At 59.3% G+C, this 22,136-nt stretch carries 13 protein-coding genes; 5 read left to right on the top strand and 8 right to left on the bottom strand.

What is annotated here, in order from left to right:
* Window positions 1-46 precede the first annotated feature (46 nt).
* From ABGT65_RS05140 to ABGT65_RS05110, 7 genes are all read right to left on the bottom strand, one after another.
* Window positions 47-2,083 carry a hypothetical protein gene (locus ABGT65_RS05140; protein WP_346700270.1) on the bottom strand — a complete coding sequence of 679 codons (2,037 nt, stop codon included), beginning with the start codon at window positions 2,081-2,083 and terminating at the stop codon, window positions 47-49.
* A gap of 165 nt (window positions 2,084-2,248) precedes the next feature.
* Complete coding sequence (locus ABGT65_RS05135) at window positions 2,249-3,550, bottom strand: M60 family metallopeptidase (RefSeq protein WP_346700269.1); 1,302 nt, start codon at window positions 3,548-3,550, stop codon at window positions 2,249-2,251.
* Between the two features lie 46 nt (window positions 3,551-3,596).
* On the bottom strand, window positions 3,597-4,979 hold the full coding sequence (locus ABGT65_RS05130) for a hypothetical protein (RefSeq protein WP_346700267.1): 1,383 nt from the start codon (window positions 4,977-4,979) through the stop codon (window positions 3,597-3,599).
* Between the two features lie 119 nt (window positions 4,980-5,098).
* On the bottom strand, window positions 5,099-6,790 hold the full coding sequence (locus ABGT65_RS05125; protein ID WP_300739930.1) for a DUF1735 domain-containing protein: 1,692 nt from the start codon (window positions 6,788-6,790) through the stop codon (window positions 5,099-5,101).
* A gap of 58 nt (window positions 6,791-6,848) precedes the next feature.
* Window positions 6,849-8,696 (bottom strand): RagB/SusD family nutrient uptake outer membrane protein, encoded by a 1,848-nt coding sequence (locus ABGT65_RS05120; RefSeq protein ID WP_346700264.1) that lies wholly within the window; start codon window positions 8,694-8,696, stop codon window positions 6,849-6,851.
* Window positions 8,697-8,714: 18 nt separating this feature from the next.
* Window positions 8,715-11,837, bottom strand: coding sequence for a TonB-dependent receptor (locus ABGT65_RS05115; RefSeq protein ID WP_346700262.1), 3,123 nt, complete (start codon window positions 11,835-11,837; stop codon window positions 8,715-8,717).
* 338 nt (window positions 11,838-12,175) lie between these two features.
* Entirely contained in the window at window positions 12,176-14,476 is a 2,301-nt protein-coding gene (locus ABGT65_RS05110; protein WP_346700260.1) for a patatin-like phospholipase family protein, read from the bottom strand.
* Between the two features lie 75 nt (window positions 14,477-14,551).
* On the opposite strand from ABGT65_RS05110, the gene pheS reads away from it, so the two are divergent.
* The 5 genes from pheS to mnmG all read left to right on the top strand — a co-directional run bounded on the left by pheS (window position 14,552) and on the right by mnmG (window position 21,034).
* Window positions 14,552-15,577, top strand: a complete 1,026-nt coding sequence (gene pheS, locus ABGT65_RS05105; RefSeq protein WP_346700258.1) for a phenylalanine--tRNA ligase subunit alpha — start codon at window positions 14,552-14,554, stop codon at window positions 15,575-15,577.
* A gap of 12 nt (window positions 15,578-15,589) precedes the next feature.
* On the top strand, window positions 15,590-17,386 hold the full coding sequence (locus tag ABGT65_RS05100; protein WP_346700257.1) for a tetratricopeptide repeat protein: 1,797 nt from the start codon (window positions 15,590-15,592) through the stop codon (window positions 17,384-17,386).
* A gap of 9 nt (window positions 17,387-17,395) precedes the next feature.
* The gene (locus tag ABGT65_RS05095) at window positions 17,396-18,523 is read left to right on the top strand and encodes a peptidoglycan DD-metalloendopeptidase family protein (RefSeq protein ID WP_346700255.1); all 1,128 of its coding nucleotides are present in this window, start codon (window positions 17,396-17,398) and stop codon (window positions 18,521-18,523) included.
* 133 nt (window positions 18,524-18,656) lie between these two features.
* Window positions 18,657-19,088: an rRNA maturation RNase YbeY gene (ybeY, locus tag ABGT65_RS05090; protein WP_346700254.1), complete on the top strand. Its 432-nt coding sequence runs from the start codon at window positions 18,657-18,659 to the stop codon at window positions 19,086-19,088.
* Window positions 19,085-21,034, top strand: a complete 1,950-nt coding sequence (gene mnmG / locus ABGT65_RS05085; RefSeq protein WP_346700253.1) for a tRNA uridine-5-carboxymethylaminomethyl(34) synthesis enzyme MnmG — start codon at window positions 19,085-19,087, stop codon at window positions 21,032-21,034. Before ybeY ends, mnmG begins: the two co-directional genes overlap by 4 nt.
* 80 nt (window positions 21,035-21,114) lie before the next feature.
* Here mnmG and ABGT65_RS05080 read toward each other — a convergent pair whose 3' ends face one another.
* Entirely contained in the window at window positions 21,115-22,128 is a 1,014-nt protein-coding gene (locus ABGT65_RS05080; RefSeq protein ID WP_346700252.1) for a branched-chain amino acid aminotransferase, read from the bottom strand.
* Window positions 22,129-22,136: the final 8 nt, after the last annotated feature.

The following is a 22,136-nucleotide window of genomic DNA, read 5'->3' as shown; positions in this document are numbered from 1 at the left end:
AATTTTCCACGGGAAGGGAAGACATGCGGGGAGATTCCCGGAAAACTCAGGAGAGTTGCACGGAAAGGGTCTTGCCCGGGGCAATGACCCGCTTGACGTTGCGTCCGTCATAGCCAACCGTCACCGAAAGGCGTCCGTCATCAAGGCGTTCGACCTCAAGATCAAACGTCGTGCCGAAGGCCTGAACGCGGCGCAGCGCCATCCGCGGCCATTCGGCCGGCAGGCGGGGCGTCATGTCGAACGACCGCAGTCCCGTGGGACGGATGCCGAACATGCCCTCGGTCATGATGCGGCAATAGAGACCGCTCTCGGCCGAGAGGTGACGCTGCGAGCCCTCAGGCCACGCCTCGATCGGATAGGGCACGTGGTCGCCCAGCAAACGGCGCGCCGAATAGTGCTGCAACCAGTCGAGCGCCTCCTCGGTGTAGCCCGCCTGGAAGACGCCGCGCAGGGCGTAGAGCGTCGCACGGTCCCAGAAGGTCGTGCTGCCCTGCTCGGTCAGCAGCCCGTCCTCGGTGCGCAGCTCGGGGCCGAGCAGCGCGGCAACGGTCCCCTCGGCACGGTCGTAAAGGCCCACGATCAGCGGCATGCAGATCCACGAGCGGAGCACCGTATTGCCATCGTAGTAGCGATAGGTCTTGTAGCCGCTGACATTGGCGGCGAAGTAGCGGTCGATGGCCCGCGCCAGGGCGTCGGCCTGACGCGTATAGCGGCGCGTGCGCGAGGGAGCGATGCCGAGATCGCGGCCCAGCAGCGCGGCCGAACGCAGCGCGTCGTAGTAGAGCGTCGAGGTGCAGAGGTTGGCATTGCCCGACGGGAAGCGACCTTCGAGCTCGTCGGAGTCCGAAGCCACGACACCCTCGGGCGTCAGCTGGCGCCGGCAGTACTCCAGGCACCACTCGATCAGCGGCCACAGCTCCCGGGCTTCGGACGCATCGCCACGCGCCAGGGCGTAGCGGGCCGCGCCGTAGGCCACCATCGCCGCATCGCCGCGGTCCCCGGCTACACCGAAGGAGTCGAGCCCTTCGGCGATGATCGAGCTGGGGATGGGCTTGTACTCGTCGTTCATGAAGCGGGCGAAGTGCCGGTAGGTGTTGATCGCCGACGCATTGCCGATGTCATACCCGAGGAACGGGAAGAATGGATTAACATATTCGGCCTGGTCGTTGCACCAGATCGCCGCGTAGTAGGATTCGCCACCCGGAGCGTGCATGTAGCCGCCGCGGGTCTTGAAGATGCTCTCCGAGGCACGCAGTTTGGCGTAGCGGAACTCCGTATCGAGCACCTCATCGGGCGTCTCAAGGATCAGGTTCGCGTCGATGATGTTCCGCACGAAGTCCATACGGTCGGCGTACTCCGCAGCCACATCGGGGTGCTGCGGCTCCTCCCCGGAACGGTAGGCCTGAAAAACGACATCGAAGCAGAGCGAATCGGCCGGGACAAGGTTACGGGTCCCGGCACCCGCGAGGTCACAACGGATAATATAGGCGCCGTCGACACCCTTCGCGGGGTCGGTCGTCACCACCTGCGAAAACTCCGGCACCGAAACACAGAGCGTCGACGAGCCGATGTTGCGCAACGTGTAGCGCTCGCACATCAGCGGGAGGCTCTGCGAGGGGAAGATCCGGCGCGTCATCTCGATGCAGGGCGTCGGACGGCGGTCACGCGCTGCACCGATATTCATCAGCCCGACAGCCCAGCGGCTGCGGACCGTCAGCGCCCCGTCGATCGAGAGCGAGTCAACGCACTCCTCCTGCAACACCATTCCGTTGACGCCCAGCATCGACGGGATATCGGTGGCCATGCGGTACATCAGGCTTGCGTGGGTATTGTTGGGCACCGTGCGCAGCATGGGGAAAACGAGCGAACGCTCCTCGCGGAACGAGCCGTCGTCACGGATTCCCCAGCGGAGGACGAAGGCCATCTGCTCACCGCTCATTTCAATATGGTCGCTGTGAGGGATCGACGCGGCATCGGGAGTCCAGACAATTCGATGTTCACCGGGAGCAATCGCCCAGCGCTGGGCGGTGGCAGTGCCACAGGCAAGCGACAGAACGACCGGCAAAAGGAGTTGTTTGATCATGGGTTAGTTTTTTGAAAATTTCAGCCTAAATTAGCGATTATTTTCCAAACGGGAGTTCGATTCGGGCGGCCCCCCTGTCGGACGATCCGTCTGCCGCGTTCCCGCGTCGTCGGGTGGGGAGGAGCCCCGGCGGGCGGCTTAACGGCCGCCCGCCGGACCGGAAACTCAAGCGTCGGCAAACGCCTGTTCAATCACCTTCAGTTCCTCCGGGGTGTAGGTTTCTTCCAGGACATCGGCTCCTGCGGCTTCGGAAACCCGGGACAGGAAAAACAGGAACTTGTCGTACGGCGTGCGCAACTCGGGCATCGCGGCGGGGTCCATGGTGTTCAGCTCCCGGAACACACGCTTGAAAACGCCCCATCCGTAGCGGTCCTTGATGCGCAGGAACGTATAGTGCAGCGCGTCGCCGTTCATCTTCGGAATCCCGGCGCCGAGCGTCTCGTCGTAGAAGATCTTGTAGTAGTTGATCACGTCGGCGCCCCGGTAGCAGATGTCGCGCTGCGACATGGTCCCGTCGCACACCTCCAGGGCATACGACATGCGGAAGTTGGCGAAGATCTCGTCGTTCCAGTTCCACGCCGAGTTGCCGACATTGAAGACGTGGCCGATCTCGTGGATGATGCCGAAGCCCCAGTCGTCGAACTCCACGGTGCGCTCCAGGAGCTTCGACACGGCGACGTGGCTATTCCACAGAATCGGATTGCCGGCCAGGGCCCAATATCCGGGTTCGATACCGGGAGTATTGAGAATCATTATCTTGTTGCCGTCGAAAGGTTCGCCTCCGACCAAATCCCGGTAGGCCTCGTACACCCGATCGAGACTGGCCATCCATCTTCTAACCTCCGCATCGGAAATAGTCACTTTGTCCCGGTCGAGATTCAGGACGATGTATTTACTTTCGGCGTAATAAATCGCATCGTCGGGAACAGGATCTACCCGAACGTCATCGAACCAGACCGTCCCGGAGGCCTTCCCGCCGTTGTAGGTTCCCCAGGGGAATCCCAGGCCGCAGCAGGCCACCGCTTCGCCGGCATCGTCGGGAACGAAATCCACGTAGACTTCAGTCCACCCCTCGGAGCCGTAAGCGAACTCCGAAGCATTCCAGGGCTGGTCCATCCCCTCGGGACCAAGATAAAGTACCGCCCCACGCCCATCCTCGACGCCTTCACGCTTCATCCGGGCGCTGAAGCGGTACAGCCGTCCGCGGTCGAGGCCCGTCAGTTTGTGTTTCACCGCCTGAGCGGTTTTCTCCGTACTGGAGATCTTCACGCACCCCGTATCGTCGAAACCTCCCGAAGGAAGGTATTCGACGGCACCGGGCACCTCCTTGTCGAACTGCCAGTCGCGGGCGAACGCCTCGGGGGTGTTGAAATCGGAGGCAAAGAGTACCTCCTTCCGGTTGAATGCCCCCAGGCCGACTCCGCAAACCGCAACGACAACAACAATCACTATGATTATTCTTTTCATGATGATACGACAGATTAAAGGTTGAACCGTCGGGGAATCTCCCCGGTCACTGCAACTGCTTGCGGATCGACGCCAGCTCCTCCGGGGTGAAGAACTCGGCCTCGACATCGACATCGCGCCCCTGCAGGTCGCTCGCATACTTCGACAGCAGCGACAGCAGGTATTCGAACTTCTCGTATTTGCCCGATCCGCCGCCGCCCTGGGTCGTCAGCTCGCGGAACGCCATCTTGAAGGGCTCCCAACCGATGCAGGAGGGGTCGGTCAGCCGCCCGAGCATGTAGTGGATGCCGTTGTCGTTGACCTGGGCAATGACCGTATTGTTGTAATCCTTCTTGTACATGTCGAGGATCTCACGCCCGGTATAGACCCGGTTGTCCATCCACACCTTGCCGTCGTTCTGCTCCAGGCCGTACTGCATGCGGAAGTTGGCGAACATCTCGTCGTTCCAGTTCCAGCTCGAATTCCCGATGTTGAAGACGTGGCCCAGCTCGTGCATCAGTCCGAAGCACCACGTCCCGTGTTCGTAAAGCTCGTCCATCGTATCGGTCACGGCCGAATAGTTCGAGCTCCACAGGATGGGATAGCCGGCCAGCGCCCAGTAACCGCTCTCGATGCCCCGCGTGGTCAGGATCGCCAGCTTGCGCCCTTGGTGCGGCGTCTGGCCTACCAGATCCTCATAGGACTCATACATGCGGTCGAGGTTCTCCACCCACTCCGTCAGCAGCGCGGGAGACACCGAGACCTGCGACGGCTCGAGGAACAGGCGGATGTGCTCACCCTCCTGCATGTAGAGCTCGTCGGTGACCTTGACCACCGAGATGTTGTCGAAATAGGCCGTACCGGTCGAATAGCCGCCGTTGGTCGTGCCTCCGAGACGGAAGCCCAGCGAGCAGACAATCTCCGCCGTACCGTCGTCCTGAGACATGAAATCGGCATAGACCGAGGTCCAGTTCCGGAGTTCGGTGCCGTAGAGGAACTTCGAAGCGTTCCAATACTGCTTGGTCGACATGTCGAAGACCACTGCCCCGCGGCCCTGATCCGTCGGGATGTCGGAGTATTTCACCCGGGCGTAGATGCGGTACATCTGGTCGGGCTCCAGGCCGGTAAGTTTCTGCTTGATGCCTACGCCGCACTTCCCGTTCTCGGGGAACTGCTGGATCTTGATGCAGCGGCTGCCGTCGACCCCGGCGCCCTCGACCACCTCGACGGTCACCTTGCCACCGTTGTAGAAGTCGACGCGCGTCCACCCCTCGAGACCCTCCTCGAACGAGGCGTTGATCACCTCGACGGCATTGGGATTCTCCACCGGAGGCTCGGGATTCCCGCCGCCTCCGCCGTTGTCGCCATTGTCGTCATTGCCGCAGGCACACAGCAGCACCGCGCCGAAACAGAGCATCGCTCTGACAAGGATACTTTTCTTTCTCTTCATATGCTGTCACATATTGTTCGTTCGATACCGGGACTCTTTCCCGGCATACGCCTGCCGGGGCCCGTCGGGCGGGCAGAAAAGCACCCGACGGGCCCGGCAAACGAGTTTTTCACTTCCGATCAGAATTCATCGGGCGTCAGCGGACTCTGCAGATAGCAATGGATCGTCTGCTTGTTGTCCTTCGCCTTGTCATCGTCGTTCCAGTAATACTGGAAGTCGAAATAGACGGTACCCGTCTCCATGTCGAAGTAGCTGTTGTTGTTCATGGTCTGCGAAACCTGCTGCGACTCGGTATAGCCGGAGGTCACCTTCGAGAAGACATGCACCACGCGCTTCTTCGCATCCCCGTTGTAGAGCTCCTCCCCGACGTACCAGTGGTAACCGGTCGACCAGCTGTAATAGCAGTTCTTGTAGGGGTAGGCCTGTCCGTTGACCTTCGTATCGCTGACCAGCGTCGTGGCCCTCATGTAGTTGTTCTTCGTCCAACCCGAGGTACCCGTCACGTAGTTGTCATTGGTACGGTTGCTCCAGGTGCCGTAGAACGTCCGCTTGAGGCGCACGTAGACCACATCATCGGTCTGCATGATGTATCCCTGCGGCAATTTGCTCTTATCGAGGGCAAACGGCAGGACATATTCGTCTCCGGTGTCGAAGCCGATGTCGGTCATGTCGACGCTCACCGTCGCCGTGGCCTTCATCCGACCGGCCTCCATCGTGGTATTCTCCACGCTGATCCGCGAGGCGTCGAACGTCTTGTACTCCTTGCCCTTTTCCTGGTTGTAGGTTGCGATCAGCGACGGATCGTAGATGAATTCAACGGGGAAGTCCGCATCGAGCGCACCGTTGAGGCCCAGGTCGAGTTCGATCGTGTGGGTGAGCGTCGTGGCCGCTTCATAGCGGTCGGTATTCTCAAGCGTGACCTGAATCTCCTGAACGGAAACCTTCACATAGTAGATGGCATCCTGCACCACGGTGTACTCGTTGCTCAGCACCTTGAGCGGCAGCAGGTAGACAAAGTCCGGATCCAGCGTCGAGGCGTCGACCGTAATGTTGAACAGGAAGGAGAGCGCCTCGCTGTCGAAGGTTCCCTGGTCGATGGAGTAGGCCGAAGCGGGCAGCAGCTCGTAATCGGTCTGCTGTGCGGCATTGTACTCGTCGACCATCTCCTGCGTCGCGGCAAACGTGAGTCCGGAGATGTCCAGCGTCGTGAAATTCGACGTGCCGGTCAGTTCCAGCTTCCGGGACACGGGAACACCCGAAATGAAGGTCAGAGCCTGCGGTGCCATCGGAGCCTCGACAGTGACCTTAGGGGTGTCGAACGTAATCCGAACAATGGTATTGAGATACTGCTCGCTGGAGTTCACCGTCGTACGGGGAATGCAAACGATCGGAATCGCATAGTTCTGAGCGGCTTCGATCGACCCGGCCGTACGGATCAGCTCCTCGGGCTTGAACTGCACGGTGAAGCTTGCCGTCTTGCTCTTCTCCGGGAAGACGATCTCCGAGACCCCGATCGTGTATCCGGAGGTGGGCATCATGGTATAGGAAGCCCCGTTGAGTTCATTGTACTCGTCAAGAATACCCTGGTCAAGCACGATGTCGAATTCGGCCGCACGGCTCAGCCCCTCGGTACGGGTCAGCGTCACGGCATAGGCGTCGTTCTGGTAGATGGAGATCGTCTGGACATTCGTAAGACCCGAGTTCTCCAGCGTGACGTCCGGATAGATGACAATCGGATCGTATTCCACGTCGCAGCTGCCAACGGCAAGCGGCAACGCCATCATCATCAATATTTTATACAGTCGTTTCATGCTATATTCTCAAATTTGTGGATTATACTACATTCGTCATGGGTGCAGGCCGGACGCATCAATAGAACGGCGCCTGGACCAGCTGCGTGTTGAGCATCACCTCCGACGACTTGATCGGCAGGAAGTAGTGCTGGATGTCGAAACGCTTGTTGGCCACCTTCGTCAGGGTGAAGAAGGCCGGGTCGGTGGCGCTTTCGCCGCGCGACATGTCCAGCCCGTATTCGTCGTGGTTGAACGCCCCGTCAGGACCATGGGCAATGAACCAGCGCTTCACGTCGAAGTAACGGTTGCACTCCCAGGCCAGCTCGACCTTGCGCTCGTGGCGGATCATCTCACGCATCTCGTCCTGCGTGTACTTGCCCTCGTAGGGCGGGATGCCGGCGCGCGTACGGATCTGATTGAGATAGTAGAGAACCTCCTTCTGCTCCGCCTCGCCGTAGTATTCGTTCATCGCCTCGGCATAGTTCAGGTAGACCTCGCCCAAACGGATCACCGGGAAGGGTACGTTCAGCATGCGGGTGGCCGTGCTCTGCTGCTTGTTGCTGCAATAGTCCAACGAAATATTCTTGCGCACGGAGAATCCCGAGGTGTTCTTGTCGCCCGGGGTGTTGCCGTTGCCGCTCAGGCCCGTGTACCAGAAGTCCACGATACCGTAACCGTCCTCGTCCTGGTAGCTGTCCGACTCATTGGGATAGGCGTACGACAGACGCTGGTTGGGGAAGTGGATCGACGCGTAGAAACGCGGCTCGCGGCCCACGAACATCCAGAACGTATTGGCGATGGTGCCGTTCCCGTCCTCGGTGGAGAACTGCTTGTCAGCGAACCACTCCTCAAGCGGACGACTCACACTGCCGTCAGCCATGAAGAAGTCGTTGACCATGCCGATGGCCAGCGAATAACGGCCGTTCCAGCCATACCACCGTGCCGGAAGCGCGCACATCGCATACCACTGCAGGGAGTTGGGATAGCCCCAGATCATCTCTTTGTTCTTGTCGGCGCCCCAGGTCGTGGTGATCTCGCGGAAGTTGTCGACGATCTCGTCGAACGAAGCACCTTCGGGAGCGCGGTGCAACTCGTACTCCGGCATGTCGATGACCACCTTGGCAGCATCGGCAGCCTTCTTCCACAGCTCCTTGTCGTAGGTCTGCGGCATGAGCACCGTGCCGTCCTTGTTCGTCCAGCTCTTGTAGACGGTATTGCCGTTGAACAGCGGGCTGGCGACCATCAGCGCCATACGCGACTGGATGGCGCGGGCGGCACCCACGGTCGGGAGGCCCAGTTCGAGCGATTCGTTGCGCTCGGTGGGCATACCGTTCTCGCAAGCTTCGTCGATCTCGTTGTTGATCCACGCTACACACTCCTCAAGCGTATTGCGAGCCTGGTTCATGCTGATTTCCGAAGCCGAACGGCTGTGGTCGACAATGGGAATCGGGCCGTAGAGACGCAGCAACTGGAAATGGTAGAAGGCTCGCATGAAACGCGCTTCGGCCTTCATCGAGCGACGCTCCACTTCACCCAGACTGAGACAGCGATCGACATTCTCAAGGAAGAGGTTGCAGTGGCGGATGGCCTGATAGTAGCGCACGAAGAAGTAGAGGTTGTAGCCGGTGTAACCGTAGTAGTTGTCGGGGCTCATCTTGCCCTCAGAGATGTTGCGCACGTTCGACTCCATGGTGTAGGCCGATTCGTCGGTACACCAGAAATAGGGGATCTGGCCGCTGTAATGCATCTCGGTAACCATGAAATCGCTGCTGTAGATACGATTGTACCACTTGCGGGTTTCGATGTCCGACGAGAAGATCTTGTCCATCGAGTTGAGCTGTTCGGGGTCCTGGTCCAGATAATCGGCACACCCGGGCAACAGCAGCAACGACGTAAGCAGAAAATAGATGATATTCTTTTTCATAGTGTATCTTGGACTTGGTTAGAAGGTTAAATTCACACCTACGTAGACCTGACGCTGCATGGGATAGGAATCGGCGCCGGTCTCGGGATCCCAGTAATCGGAGATAAACTTGCTGAACGTCACGAGATTGACACCCATGGCATAGATACGCAGGGAGCTGCAGCGCAGTTTGTTGGCCCAGGCACCGGGAAGCGTGTAACCGATCTCGACATTCTTCAGACGCAGGTAGTCGCTGTCGCGCTGCCACCAGGTCGACGTCTTGTAGTTGTTCGAGTCGGTACCGTAGGTCAGGCGGGGCGAGAAGGCGTGCGGGTTGGGGTTGTCCTCCGTCCAGCGGTCCTGAAACATCGTCATCACGTTGCCCATGAACTTCGGGCCGCGCTCGGCCTGGAACGGGTAGAAGTACCAGCCGCCGCTGAGGTACGACGAGCGGTTGGCACCGCCCTGGAAGAGCACCGAAAAATCGAGTCCCTTGTAGTTCAACGAGGCGCCGAATCCGTAGACAATCTCCGGCATCGAAGGGTTGCCGATCCATGTCATGTCGGCCTCGGTGATCTTGCCGTCGTCGTTGAGATCCTCATAGCGGATGTCGCCGGCACGCAGCTGTGTCTTGTCCAGACCGAACTGCGTGTAGTAGTCGGGCATGTTGTCCAGCTCCTCCTGCGAGAAGAGGTGCATGGCCTTGTAACCCAACGTCAAACCGTAGCGCACGCCGCGCAGGTCCTGCCACGGATAGGCGTAATACTTGCCGTCGTCGAGCACCTTGTTGCGGGCATAGGTGAAGTTGCCGCGTACGGAGATGTAAAGGTCCTTGTTGATCTGCTTGACATACTCCCCGGTGATCTCGAAGCCCTTGTTCTCCATCACACCCATGTTGGCATAGAGGGTCTGTCCAGTAGGGATACCGGCGATCTCGGAGGTCTGCGGCGAGAGGAAGATGTTCTCGCGCTTCTCGTAGAAGATGTCGGCATTCAGGCGCAGGGAGTTGAAGAATCCCGTCTCGATACCGAGGTTGTACTTGGTCGAGACCTCCCACGTCACGTCCGCATTGGCCATACGGCCCTCGCCAATACCGCTCAGGCCCTGGTTGAAATTGAGACCCATGTTGTTCGCGCCGCTTGCGCTGTCGTTGATCGTGGCCATATAGATGAAGCGCGTATAGGGAATCTGGTCGTTACCCACCTGACCGACCGACCCGCGGATCTTGAGCCACGTCAGCACGTCGTTGTTGCGCAGGAAAGCCTCCTCGGAAGCCACCCATCCCACGGCCACGGCCGGGAAGATACCCATGCGCTTGCCCTTGGCGAAGTTCTCGGAGCCGTTGAAACCGATGTTCGCCTCAAACAGGTAGCGCTTGTCGTATGAATAGGTCACACGTCCTGCCAAACCGATCGTACGGCGGGGCAGGGCATCGATGTAGGAAAGACCGTTGTTCTGCGTGCGGTAGTCCTTGGCGAATCCCATCACCAGACCGCCGACCTCATGCTTTTCGGCGAATATGCGGTTGTAGGTCACCGACGCCTCGACATACTGCGTGCGCGTACCGTTGCTCGACTGCGAATAACCCAGGTAGTCCTGCTTCTGGTCGGCCTGCCATTCGGTACGGATCAGGTTGCCGCTCACGTCGCGGCCCGTCGCCTCGAAGAAGTTGATGCCGCGCTGCCGCACCTCGTTGGTGAAGTTCTCGGCATCGTAGGCGTAGGTAATCTTCGCCGACAGGCCGGGGGTTATGAACGAGAAATCCTGGTTGATCGACAGGTTGGCCCGGAGGGTATTGCCGGTGTTCTTGCTCCAACCCATCTGGGTCAGCATGTTGTAGGGGTTGTTCAGACCGTCGCGGCCGGCCAGTTCCCCATCCTTGAACCGCACGGGGAAGGCGTTCGGGGCGGCATTGATGATATCGCGGTAAATGGCCGACGAACCGTTGACCGGCTCGGTGTTCTCGGTAACGTTGCCCTGCAGACCGAGGTTCACGACCGTCGTTTTGGTGATGTCCATGTCGACGTTCGTACGGAAGTTGTAACGCTTGTAGTTGACGTTCTCACCAAACTGGCCGATCTTGTCGCTCACCCACGAATACTTCCCGGGGTGCACGGCGTACTGGCCCTCTTGGTTGTAGAACGACAGCGCCGTAAAGTAGCGGGCGAACTTACCGCCGCCCGAGATGTTGGCGCTCACCTTCTCCGAGAGGGAGACCTTGTTCATCAGCAGCTTCTGCCAGTCGACGTCGGGATAGAGTTCCGGGTCGGACTGCGTGCGCATGGCCTCGATCTCCTCGGGGCGGTATTTCATGGCCTGCGAAGCGCCGTCGGTGGCGTCGATCGCCTCGTTGAACATCAGCGAACGCGTCGCGGCGTCGACGAACGACAGCCGCTTGCTGGCAAACGAGAAGCCCTGCTCATAACGCATGTCGATGCGCGCCGGGCCGTCGAAACCGCGCCGGGTGTTGACCAGGATGACACCGTTGGCGCCGCGTACGCCATAGACCGCCGTTGCCGAGGCATCCTTCAGGACGCTGAACGACTCGATTTCCAGCGGGTCGACGTCATTGAGCGGACGCTCCACGCCGTCGACCAGGATCAGCGGGTCGGGGTCGCCAGTAAAGGTGGCGATACCGCGGATCCAGAATTGCGCATCGTCCTTACCGGGCTCGCCGGAGGTCTGGAGGGCAACGATACCGGCCAGGTTTCCGGCCAGCATCTGGCTCAGCGAACGCACGGGAACCTGCAGGTCGGTGGGTTTGATCGTTGAGATGGCTCCGACGACGGACTCCTTCTTCTGGGTGCCGTAGCCTACGGCCACGACCTCGACACTCTCCACGCCGATCGCCTCAGGATTCAGCGTGATGGTCACCGAAGATTCTCCCCTCGAGGGCACCTGCTGAGTCTCGTAACCCACGTACGACACGACCAGTATGGCATTATGACCGGCGTTCTTGAGTATGAACCGGCCGTCGACATTGGTCGCCGTCGCGATTGTGGTACCTTTGATCATGACCGTCGCTCCGATTACGGGTGCTCCTTTTTCGTCAAGCACGACTCCGGAGAGGTCGGAACTCTGTGCCCATAGCAATGACACGGAAACTGCTGCCGCCACCGTCAAGAGGATCTTCTTGAGAAAACGGTTGGTAGAAAAACTCATACACGACGAAGTTTTAAGTTAGTAAAATAGGTTGATGGGTTGGGGCGGCGAGGGGGGGGTCCGGAGCCCCGGCCGCCGTTAAACGAATTTACGGCCTGCGGTCCGGATAATCGTCCACAGAGCAACACAGGATACATTCGTGCACGATTTTTGTGCTTTTTTGTACGATTTTCGCGTCCTAAAAAACACAACTCGGAACCGGAAGGTGGGAGGACTCCGCACGGGGCAGGCTGTCCGAAGGGGGGGGTGATCCGCACGCGACAAAAAGAAAAGGATACCGAACGATCCGGTATCCTTTCGGAGAGTGCGCCGCAGCACCCGCCCCTGAAAATCGGGAATCAATAAAAAGTCCCTTTGGGGGCGAAGATGGCGTATCCGAAGTTGAAGGTCAGATACATGTTTTTCCAATCCTTCAGATCGTACTTCGTCAGCGACAGGCTCACCGGCCCGATCGGCGTGTGGTAGACGAGCGAGGCCTCGGCGATGTAGTGCCAGCGCTCGTCGGGAACCCCCAGGGGATTGAAGTCCCGCTTGTTGCGGAACAGGGTGTAGAAACCCGTCCGGAAGAAGAAGTCGGGCATCAGGTCGAAGGTCGGCATGACGCCTCCCGCCACGAAGCGGTCGGCCCGGTAATCGGGCATGAAGACCATCCGTGCGTGCTGAATCGGGGCGTACTCGGGCATCGACATCAGCGTGGCGGTCCGGGTGCTGAACGAAGGGTGGTTCGTGTAGACCGCATCGACATTGAGCCCGAACGAAAACCAGTCGCACTGCGGCATGTCGAAGAACTTGTTCCACGTAAAGCGCCCTCCGAACCACTGCCTCCGCTCCCGGGAGATGAAATCCTCCGCGTTGTAGGGTTCGTACTTGTCCCGCCCGTCGATGTAGATGGCCGAGAGGTAGAGTTCCGAACCGCGCCGCGGATAGAGGAACTTGTCGAGCGTATTGCGTGCGAGCCCGGCCCGGAGCCCGAAGAACGAGAAGCGCGAATGGTCGGTGTCGTCGGCGAAGAGGTCGTCGGAGTCGTAACGGTAGTTGACATGCCCGCCGTTGGCCCGCAGGACGAAAACGCTGCGGTGCGTGAGCGGCATTCCGATACCCAGCGAGGCGAAACTCTCGCTGCTCTTGACCTGTTCGGCATTGGTGATGCGGGCGACGTTGCCGAAATAGCCGTGGCGGAAATTGCTCACCGAGAAGTTGTAGGAGTAGTCGATGAAGAGCGGTTCGATGGCGTAGAAATCGGTCCTGCCACCCAGCACGCCCCACGTATAGAGCGGTCCGAGATAGAGGTCGGCGCCGAGTTGCTGCGATACGCGGCCGACCCTCCGATAGCTGATGCCGACATAGGCCTGGTTGAAGGCCGTGGAGGAGATGTTGCCCCCGACTGTGATCTTGAAATTGGGACGGTTCCCGAAGCGGGCTTCGAAAGAGTAGGCGTTCGAGAGCGAATCGTAACGGACCTTCGGGAAATCCATCGTGAAATCGCCACCCGCCAGCACGTTGAAGAGGTTGTCGCGCAGTTCGGCGAAGCGCATCGGACGCTGACGCCCCGGAGTGCGGCGGTCCATGTGGAGGAAATCGCGGATAAATTCCCGCTGGTCCCGTTTCAGGCCGTCGATACGGTAGTCGTTGAAGATCAGCGTCGGACATTTCTCGCGGAACGCCCGGCGGCGCTCGGCAAACCAGGTCGAATCACGTCGTTCCCCGCCGATCTTCTCCAGCAGTTGCGGCATCACAGCCATGGCATCCTCGTAACCGGCATCCATAATGGCCCCGGCCTGGTCGAAATCGAGCATACCGACCCCTACGGCCCGGCGGATCGTGACGCTCCGCTCGGCAGGAAGCGTGTAGTCGGTATCCTGCATGGCGAGCATGAAGGCCTGATCCATGATGTTGCTGTTCTCGCTGGGCGGGGTGTTTCCGGCGGTGCAGATCGACCCGACAATCAGGTCGGGGCGGAATTCGGCATCGAGCGGTTTCCAGGGGAAGTTGTCGAAAATCCCGCCGTCGTACAGCAGCATCGAATCGATTGCCATCGGTTTGAAAACCAGAGGGATGGACATTGACGAGCGGACCGCTTCGCTCAAATTCCCGCTGCGCATGACCACCGGACGGCGGTGGTTCATGTCGCTGGCCACGCAGAGGAACGGGACCATCAGGCGGTTGAAATCGCCGTCCGAAGCCGCCGTGGCCGGAGCGAAGAGTTCGGTCAGTGCCAGGTCGACCTGCGTCGAGGAGATCAGGTTTGTCGGGAACTGGACACGTTCGCCGGCCGGATTTCCAAGATTCACGCGCACGCTCAGGAACGAGGGAGTGCCGCCCAACTGGCGATAGTAGTCCATGTATCGGTTGGGGTCGATGCGCCCCGAGACCCACTCCTTGACCACGCCGGAGCTGACGATAGTCCGCATTTCGGCCGGGGAGTATCCGGCGGCGTACATCGCAGCGATGATCGACCCCATGGAGGTTCCGGCCACGCAGTCGATCGGAATCCCGTTCTGCTCCAGAGCCTCCAGCACTCCGATGTGATAGAGACCCTTTGCCCCGCCTCCGCTCAGTACGACCCCTACCGTCCCGGCCTCGGCCGGCAGCGACAGAAGCAGCAACATCCCCACAAATGAGCCGATTTTACGCAACATATCTCAATTTTTTTATACCTTTGCATGTTAAAGGACGACCTCCAAAAGTAGGTAAAAAAGAAATACGCACAAAATATGACCGACAAAATCAACGAACTTCTGCGACGGGTCGAGGAGTTCAAACCCAAGGCAGCGAACGAACTCGAAGAGTTCCGGATCCGGATTCTGGGCAAGAAAGGCGAACTGAACGCATTGATGGAAGAGTTCAAGACGGTGGCTCCGGAGCTCAAGCGCGAACTGGGCCAGCAGCTCAACCGCCTGAAGAGTGCCGCCACGGAGCGGATCGCCGCACTGCGCGAGGAGCTGCAGAACGCCGCAGCCGACCAGGTGGCCTCGTCGGGCGACCTGACGCGCCCCGGCTCGGCCGAACACCTCGGCTCGCGCCACCCGATTTCGCTGGTCCGCAACCAGATCGTCGAGGTCTTTTCGCGGCTGGGCTATACCGTGGCCGACGGCCCCGAGATCGAGGACGACTGGCATGTCTTCTCGGCGCTGAACTTCCCGCCCGAACACCCGGCACGCGACATGCAGGACACGTTCTTCATCGAGAAGGACCCCGACATCCTGCTGCGCACGCACACCTCGTCGATCCAGGTCCGCACGATGGAGCGCCAGAAACCGCCCATCCGCGTCATCTGTCCGGGGCGGGTCTTCCGCAACGAGGCCATCTCCTACCGAGCCCACTGCATCTTCCACCAGATCGAGGGTCTCTACATCGACGAGGGGGTTTCGTTCGCCGACATGAAGCAGTCGCTGTTGTACTTCGCCAAGGAGATTTTCGGCGAGCAGGCCGCCATCCGGATGCGCCCGTCGTACTTCCCCTTCACGGAACCTTCGGCCGAGGTCGACGTCTCGTGCAACCTCTGCGGCGGCAAGGGATGTCAGGTCTGCAAGGGAACGGGCTGGCTCGAAATCATGGGGTGCGGCATGGTCGACCCCAATGTCCTGAAGGCGAACGACATCGACCCCGAAAAGTATTCCGGATTCGCATTCGGCATGGGTATTGAACGCGTCGCCATGCTCAAATACGGCGTGAAGGATCTGCGCCTCTATTTCGAAAACGACGTGCGCTTCCTCCACCAGTTCGACGAAGCGCTCTAAATCCGGTTGCCCATGAAACGCCTGACAGTGACAACGGTCCTCAGTCTCGTTCTCTTTTCCACGGCATTCGTCTCCGGAAAGGGGAGCCCGTCGGCGCCCGACCGTCCCGATTCGCTGCAGAGCGTCTGGTTCTACACCGAAGGGATCAAGCAGCGCACCATTGCGGGCGATACGGCCCGGGCCCGACAACTCCTTCAGGAAGCGATCCGCCGCGACTCGGCCTACGCCCCGGCGTGGTATGAACTGGCCGGCATTCTCCTGCCCAGCGCACCCGACGAAGCCATCGATGCGGCCCACCGCGCCTGGCAACTGGACTCGACAAATCAGTGGTACCAGCAGTTCTACGGACAGGCGCTGCTGATGACCGACCGTTACGGCGAGGCATTGAAGGTCTTCCGCCGCCTGATGGAGGAGAACCCGAAGGACCCGGACAACTACCGCATCGTGGCGGCACTCTACGAACAGCGCAAGAGTCCGTTTCAGGCCCTGGTGACGCTTGATTCCGCAGAGTTGCGTTTCGGGCGCATTCCGCTGCTGAGCAGCATGAAGCGGCGCCTTCTCGTTGCCACAAACCAGATCGACAAGGCGCTCGACGAAGCCCGTGCGATGGTCGAGGAGTACCCCTACGAAGCCGAACACCATGTCGTGCTGGCCGACCTCTACGCGGCGGACAGGAAGGATTCGCTGGCGCTGGCCGAATACCGGACCGCCCTGGCGATCGACTCCACGAACGTGCAGACGCTCATGTCGCTGAGCGACTTCTATGCCGGGCGTCAGGACTACCGTTCGCTGCTGGCCACGACACGTCGTCTCTTCCTCTCGGACGATTTCCCGATTGAACTGAAGATCAAACGGTTCGAAGATTTCACTACCGATACGCGCTTCTACCGGGAGTATTACTTCCAGCTCAACGACCTGGCCTCGACGCTGGCCATCCGTTATCCGGACGATGCACGCGTCGTGGAGCTCTACGCCCGGCACCTGATCGCTTCGGGAGAGTTGAAGCAGGCCCTCGCCCTCTACAAGAACCACCTCGGCGACGAGCCTCCCGTAGAGGATTACTACCGCATGGTGATCGACATCGAGAGTTACCTCCAGCGTCCGGATTCCGTCGACCGCTACGTCACCCGGGCCCTGGAGCTCTTCCCCGAAAAGGTCGATTTCCACATCTCGAAGGGCCACGTGATGAGCTACTCGAAACAGCACGACCAGGCAATCCGCGCCTACCGCGAATCGCTCCGCTTCGCCGATACGGACTCGCTGCGCAGTGTCATCTGGGGGATGATCGGCGATACCTGGCACCAGAAGGCGCTCGGCAACGACTCCATTCCCGAAGAGCTGCTCTTCGCCCAGGCGAAAAAGGGCAAAAAGGGGATCGACCGCCGCGCTATGAAGGAGTGCTACAAGTCCTATGAGAAGAGTCTGGACTACTGGCCGGACAATGCGCTGGTACTGAACAACTACGCCTACTTCCTCTCGCTGGAGGAGCGGGATCTGGACCGGGCGCTCGTGATGTCGAGCCGCGTCGTGGCGCTCACAGACAACAACCCCACCTATCTGGATACCCAGGCGTGGGTGCTCTACAAGATGGGATGCACGGAGGAGGCCCGGAAGATCCTGCAGAAGGCCGTAGCGCTCGACGGACAGAAAAGCCCCGAACTGATGGTCCACTACGGGGACATCCTCCACGAACTGGGCGAACAGTTCATGGCCGAAGTCTACTGGCGGCAGGCCCTGGAGAAGGGTTACGACGCCCGCCAGATCGAAGAGCGGCTGAAACAGCCGGCCAAAACCCCATCCGCCGAATAGTCCGCCGATATGAGAATGATCCGTTTTTCGCCTCTTTTCCTTGTTTTCCTGCTCTTCGCCCTCAGCGCCACGGCCCAGACCGACAGCCGCATCGAGAAGCAGAAAAAGGTCATTGCCGACCTCGAAAAGCGCATTGCCAGCGAGGAGCGGGAGATTTCGAAGCTCCAGAAGGGTCGTGCGGCGACCGAGGAGCGGGTGCGGCGCCTGGCCCGGCAGATCGACTCGCGGAACCAGCTGCTTGACGAGACCGAAAAGCAGGCTTCGCTGCTGCGCGAGGAGATCGCCCGCAAGGACAGCGTGGCCGGGGACCTGGCCTCGACGCTCGAACGCAACCGGAGCGAGTATGCCGAGATGGTGCGTGAAGCCTATCGCAACTACCGCCACAACAACTACCTGACATTCCTCTTTTCGTCGCGGGATTTCGCCGACGTGGCCCGCAAGATCACGATATTGCGGGAGGTGGCTTCGCTGCGCGAGCGCAAGATGCGCGACATCGAACAGCTCTCCGAACAGGTCCGCACGGAGAAGGAGGAGCTCGACCGCCGCAACCGTTCGCTCGATTCGGTCCTGCTGCAGCTTGCGACCCAGCGGGAGAAGCTCGAACGCGACTCGCGGAATGCCCGGGCGACGATACGCACGATGTCGCAGAAGGAGAAGTCGGCCCTGCAGCGCAAGCTGGCCCAGGAGCAGAAACTCGACGTGGCAATCAACGAACTGCGCAAACTCACCAAGGGCAACAAGGAGGGAGCGTCGTTCTCGTCGAAGACCTCGGGGCTGCGGCTTCCGGTGGTCGGCGGGCGGGTGAAGCGCTACCGGGAAAACATGGCCGAAGTGACGGGGCCGCGGGGAGCCCGGGTGATCTCGATCTACGAAGGCAAGGTGATCGACATCAAGCGCAACCGCATTACGAACAAATACGACGTTTACGTGGCCCACGGCGAGTACCTGACCTCCTATGCCAACCTGGGGACGATCAGCGTGGAAAAGGGCCAGAAAGTGGCCCGGAACCAGCCGTTGGGAACCATCGGTTCGGCCGTGGACGTCATGACCATGGAAACGGAGTACAAACTCGTCTTCGGCATCTACCCGCCGGACCCGAACCAGAAGATGCAGGCCGAAAACTGTTTCAAGAAATAGGCCCGGGAGGAAAGAGCGGGGACCGCGGCTGCAAAGGAGCCCGAAAAGTCCCGGAAAAGAGGCTGAAACATCCGATCTCTCCCTGCCTGAAAAAGGATACCGGACCGAACCGATCGAAAATATCCAGGAAAAAATGGCTGTAAAATACTATACCGACGACTGTACGTACCGCTACCCGCAGAAACGGCTTACGGCCCGCTGGCTGCAGGAGGTGGCCGCCGCCGAAGGCTATACGCTGGGGGATGTCTGCTATATCTTCTGCTCGGCGCAGCGGCTGCTGGAGATGAACCGGCAGTATCTCGGACACGACTACTTCACCGACGTCATTACGTTCGACTACAGCGACCGAAAGGGTGCACGGGTGGTCTCGGGCGACATCTTCATCGACGTGGAGACCGTGGCGGACAACGCCCGGCAATACGGAGCCACGGCGCTGCAGGAGATGCGCCGCGTGGTGGTCCACGGCGTGCTGCACCTCTGCGGACAGGGAGACAAGACCCCCCGCACCAACGCACAGATGCACCGAAAAGAGGATAAATACCTGAAATTCTGGGAGAAACAATGACTCTCGATTACGATATCATCGTCATCGGAGGCGGACATGCCGGTTGCGAAGCCGCCGCTGCCGCCGCCCGACTGGGTTCGCGGACCCTGCTACTGACGATGGACATGACGAAAATGGCTTCGATGTCCTGCAATCCGGCCGTCGGCGGCGTAGCCAAAGGACAGATAGTCAGAGAGATAGACGCTTTGGGCGGAGAGATGGGACGCATTACGGACCGCACGGCAGTGCAGTTCCGGATGCTGAACAAGTCAAAAGGTGCGGCGATGTGGAGCCCGCGGGCCCAGTGCGACAAAACGCGCTTCTCGGAGGAGTGGCGGCACACGCTGGAGAACATCTGGAACCTCTACATCTGGCAGGATGCCGCCACGGAGCTGCTCTTCGACGCCCCGACAGCCTCCTCCGCCCGGGAAACGAATCCCGACGGCACGCATGCAAACAATCCGGAGAAGGGAAACGGGAAACGCCCCTCGATCCGTGGCGTCCGAACCCGCATGGGGGTGGAGTTTTCATGCCGGGCCGTCATCCTCACGGCCGGGACCTTCCTCGACGGCATGATGCACTGCGGCGCCGCACACGCCGAAGGGGGCCGGGCCGGAGATGCCGCTTCGCATGGGATCACCGAAAGCCTCCGGGCCATGGGTTTCGAGACCGGTCGCATGAAGACCGGAACCCCGGCCCGCCTCGATGCCCGGACGATCAATTTCGAGCTCCTCGAACCCCAATACGGCGACGAAAATCCGGGAAAATTCTCCTTTTCGCCCGAAACCGAGCCGGTCAAGGATCAAATGCCCTGTTTCCTGGTCTACACGTCGCCCGAAGTGCACGCCATTTTGCGCACGGGATTCGACCGTTCACCGCTCTTCAACGGCACGATTCACGGCATCGGACCCCGTTATTGCCCCTCGATCGAGGACAAGTTGCGGACCTTTGCCGACAAGGATCAACACCAGTTGTTCCTCGAACCCGAAGGACGTTCGACCAACGAATACTACCTGAACGGCTTCTCGTCGTCGCTGCCGTGGGAGGTACAGTGGCAGGCGCTGCACAGGATCGAAGGATTGGAGGACCTGCACATTTTCCGACCCGGATACGCCATCGAATACGACTATTTTCCACCCACGCAGCTCTACCATTCACTCGAAACCAAACTCGTCTCGGGGCTCTATTTCGCCGGTCAGGTCAACGGGACGACCGGCTACGAAGAGGCGGCAGCCCAGGGTCTGATGGCGGGGATCAATGCCCACCGGGCCCTGAAAGGGGAGGAGCCGATCGTTTTGAAACGCGACGAAGCCTACATCGGCGTACTGATCGACGACCTCGTGACCAAGGGCGTCGACGAACCTTACCGGATGTTCACCTCCCGGGCCGAGTATCGGATCCTGCTCCGGCAGGACAATGCCGATCTCCGACTGACCCCGTTAGGCTATAAAATCGGGTTGATTTCCGAAAAAAGATATGCCCATTTCGTCCGAAAAAATTCGCTTGTAGAATCGCTTGTAGCCTTTGCGCGTGAGCAGAGTGTCAAAGCAGCCGAAATCAACGACTATTTGAAATCGGTCGGACAGGAGCCTTTGAGCCAGGGTCGGAAGCTGTACGACATTCTGATGCGGAACAACGTGACTTTCGAATCGCTGCAAAAGATCCTTCCTAAGCTGCAGCGGTTCATCGAAAAGCAGGAGATCGACACTGAGGTCATCGAGGAGGCGGAGATTCAAATCAAGTACAAAGGCTACATTGAGCGCGAAAAATTCATTGCTGACAAACTCCGGAGGCTGGAAAATATCCGTATCCCGGAAGATTTTGACTTTTTTTCAATGAATTCACTGACTATCGAGGCCCGTCAGAAGTTGAACCGGATTCGTCCGAAGACGATCGGGCAAGCCTCACGCATTCCGGGAGTTTCGCCTGCGGATGTCAACGTTCTGCTGGTTAAGTTCGGCCGATAGTTTTTTTAAGTATGTTCCACGTGGAACAAAATAGGGCGATCTTTTCAGATCGCCCTATTCTTCAACCCGAAATGGATTGATTATAAGACAACCGTACACCAGCCGTATTTATCCTCGGCACGACCGTATTGAATATCCTGCAAACGGGTGTAGAGTTCCAGACAGTTTTTGCCAACCTGGTCGCCGTAATTGTAGGACTCGCCGGTCTGCATGTCGTAGATGTAACCGATGGGGGAGATCACGGCAGCGGTTCCGCAGGCGCCACACTCCTCAAAGGTCGACAACTCCTCGACGGGAATATGTCGCTGCTCCACTTCAAGACCCATATCGGCCGCCAATTGACGGAGACTCATATTGGTGATCGAAGGCAGCACCGAAGGCGATTTCGGCGTGATATATTTACCCTCCTTGATACCGAAGAAGTTTGCAGCACCGCACTCTTCGATATACTTATGCTCGGCAGCATCGAGGTACATGATATTCGAATAGCCCAAATCATGACCTTTTTCACCCGAAAGAAGACTTGCAGCATAGTTACCGCCGACCTTCACGTCGCCTGTTCCACGTGGAGCAGCGCGGTCCTGCTCCCGGTCAATGGCAACACGGATCGGCGCAATCCCCGACTTGAAGTAGGCACCCACAGGCGAACAGTAGACAATCAACAGGGCATCCTTCGAAGGCTTGACCCCCAGACCGACCGTCGTGCCGAACATCACCGGACGCAGATACAGCGAAGCACCAGTCCCGTAGGGAGGAACGAAACGTTCGTTGCGTTTCACCACCTCGATGCAGGCATTTACGATCATCTCTTCCGAAGGAACCGGCAGACAAAGCCGCTTGGCCGAGGACTGCATCCGACGTGCATTGTCCGCAACACGGAACAGACGCACTTTCCCGTCGGCACCCCGGAAAGCCTTCAGACCCTCGAAAAGTTCAATACCGTAATGCAGGCACGAAGCCGACATGTGCATGTGAATGTACTCGTCATCGGTCACCACCATGTCGCTCCATTTGCCATCCGTATAGGAGTAACGGATGTTGAAATCCGTTTTACGATAGTCAAAACCGAGCGCACTCCAATCCGTATTTTCCATATCTTTCT

It is taken from the genome of uncultured Alistipes sp. (assembly GCF_963931675.1).
In the GTDB taxonomy this organism is placed as follows: domain Bacteria; phylum Bacteroidota; class Bacteroidia; order Bacteroidales; family Rikenellaceae; genus Alistipes.
The sequence above is the reverse complement of the archived record's forward strand: the minus strand, read 5'-3'. Positions and strand labels throughout refer to the sequence as shown.

Bases quoted from the DNA above. Each gene is read 5' to 3' on its own strand.
- ABGT65_RS05140 (WP_346700270.1), bottom strand. From the start codon at position 2,083: ATGATCAAACAACTCCTTTTGCCGGTCGTTCTGTCGCTTGCCTGTGGC.
- ABGT65_RS05135 (WP_346700269.1), bottom strand. From the start codon at position 3,550: ATGAAAAGAATAATCATAGTGATTGTTGTTGTCGTTGCGGTTTGCGGA.
- ABGT65_RS05130 (WP_346700267.1), bottom strand. From the start codon at position 4,979: ATGAAGAGAAAGAAAAGTATCCTTGTCAGAGCGATGCTCTGTTTCGGC.
- ABGT65_RS05125 (WP_300739930.1), bottom strand. From the start codon at position 6,790: ATGAAACGACTGTATAAAATATTGATGATGATGGCGTTGCCGCTTGCC.
- ABGT65_RS05120 (WP_346700264.1), bottom strand. From the start codon at position 8,696: ATGAAAAAGAATATCATCTATTTTCTGCTTACGTCGTTGCTGCTGTTG.
- ABGT65_RS05115 (WP_346700262.1), bottom strand. From the start codon at position 11,837: ATGAGTTTTTCTACCAACCGTTTTCTCAAGAAGATCCTCTTGACGGTG.
- ABGT65_RS05110 (WP_346700260.1), bottom strand. From the start codon at position 14,476: ATGTTGCGTAAAATCGGCTCATTTGTGGGGATGTTGCTGCTTCTGTCG.
- pheS (WP_346700258.1), top strand. From the start codon at position 14,552: ATGACCGACAAAATCAACGAACTTCTGCGACGGGTCGAGGAGTTCAAA.
- ABGT65_RS05100 (WP_346700257.1), top strand. From the start codon at position 15,590: ATGAAACGCCTGACAGTGACAACGGTCCTCAGTCTCGTTCTCTTTTCC.
- ABGT65_RS05095 (WP_346700255.1), top strand. From the start codon at position 17,396: ATGAGAATGATCCGTTTTTCGCCTCTTTTCCTTGTTTTCCTGCTCTTC.
- ybeY (WP_346700254.1), top strand. From the start codon at position 18,657: ATGGCTGTAAAATACTATACCGACGACTGTACGTACCGCTACCCGCAG.
- mnmG (WP_346700253.1), top strand. From the start codon at position 19,085: ATGACTCTCGATTACGATATCATCGTCATCGGAGGCGGACATGCCGGT.
- ABGT65_RS05080 (WP_346700252.1), bottom strand. From the start codon at position 22,128: ATGGAAAATACGGATTGGAGTGCGCTCGGTTTTGACTATCGTAAAACG.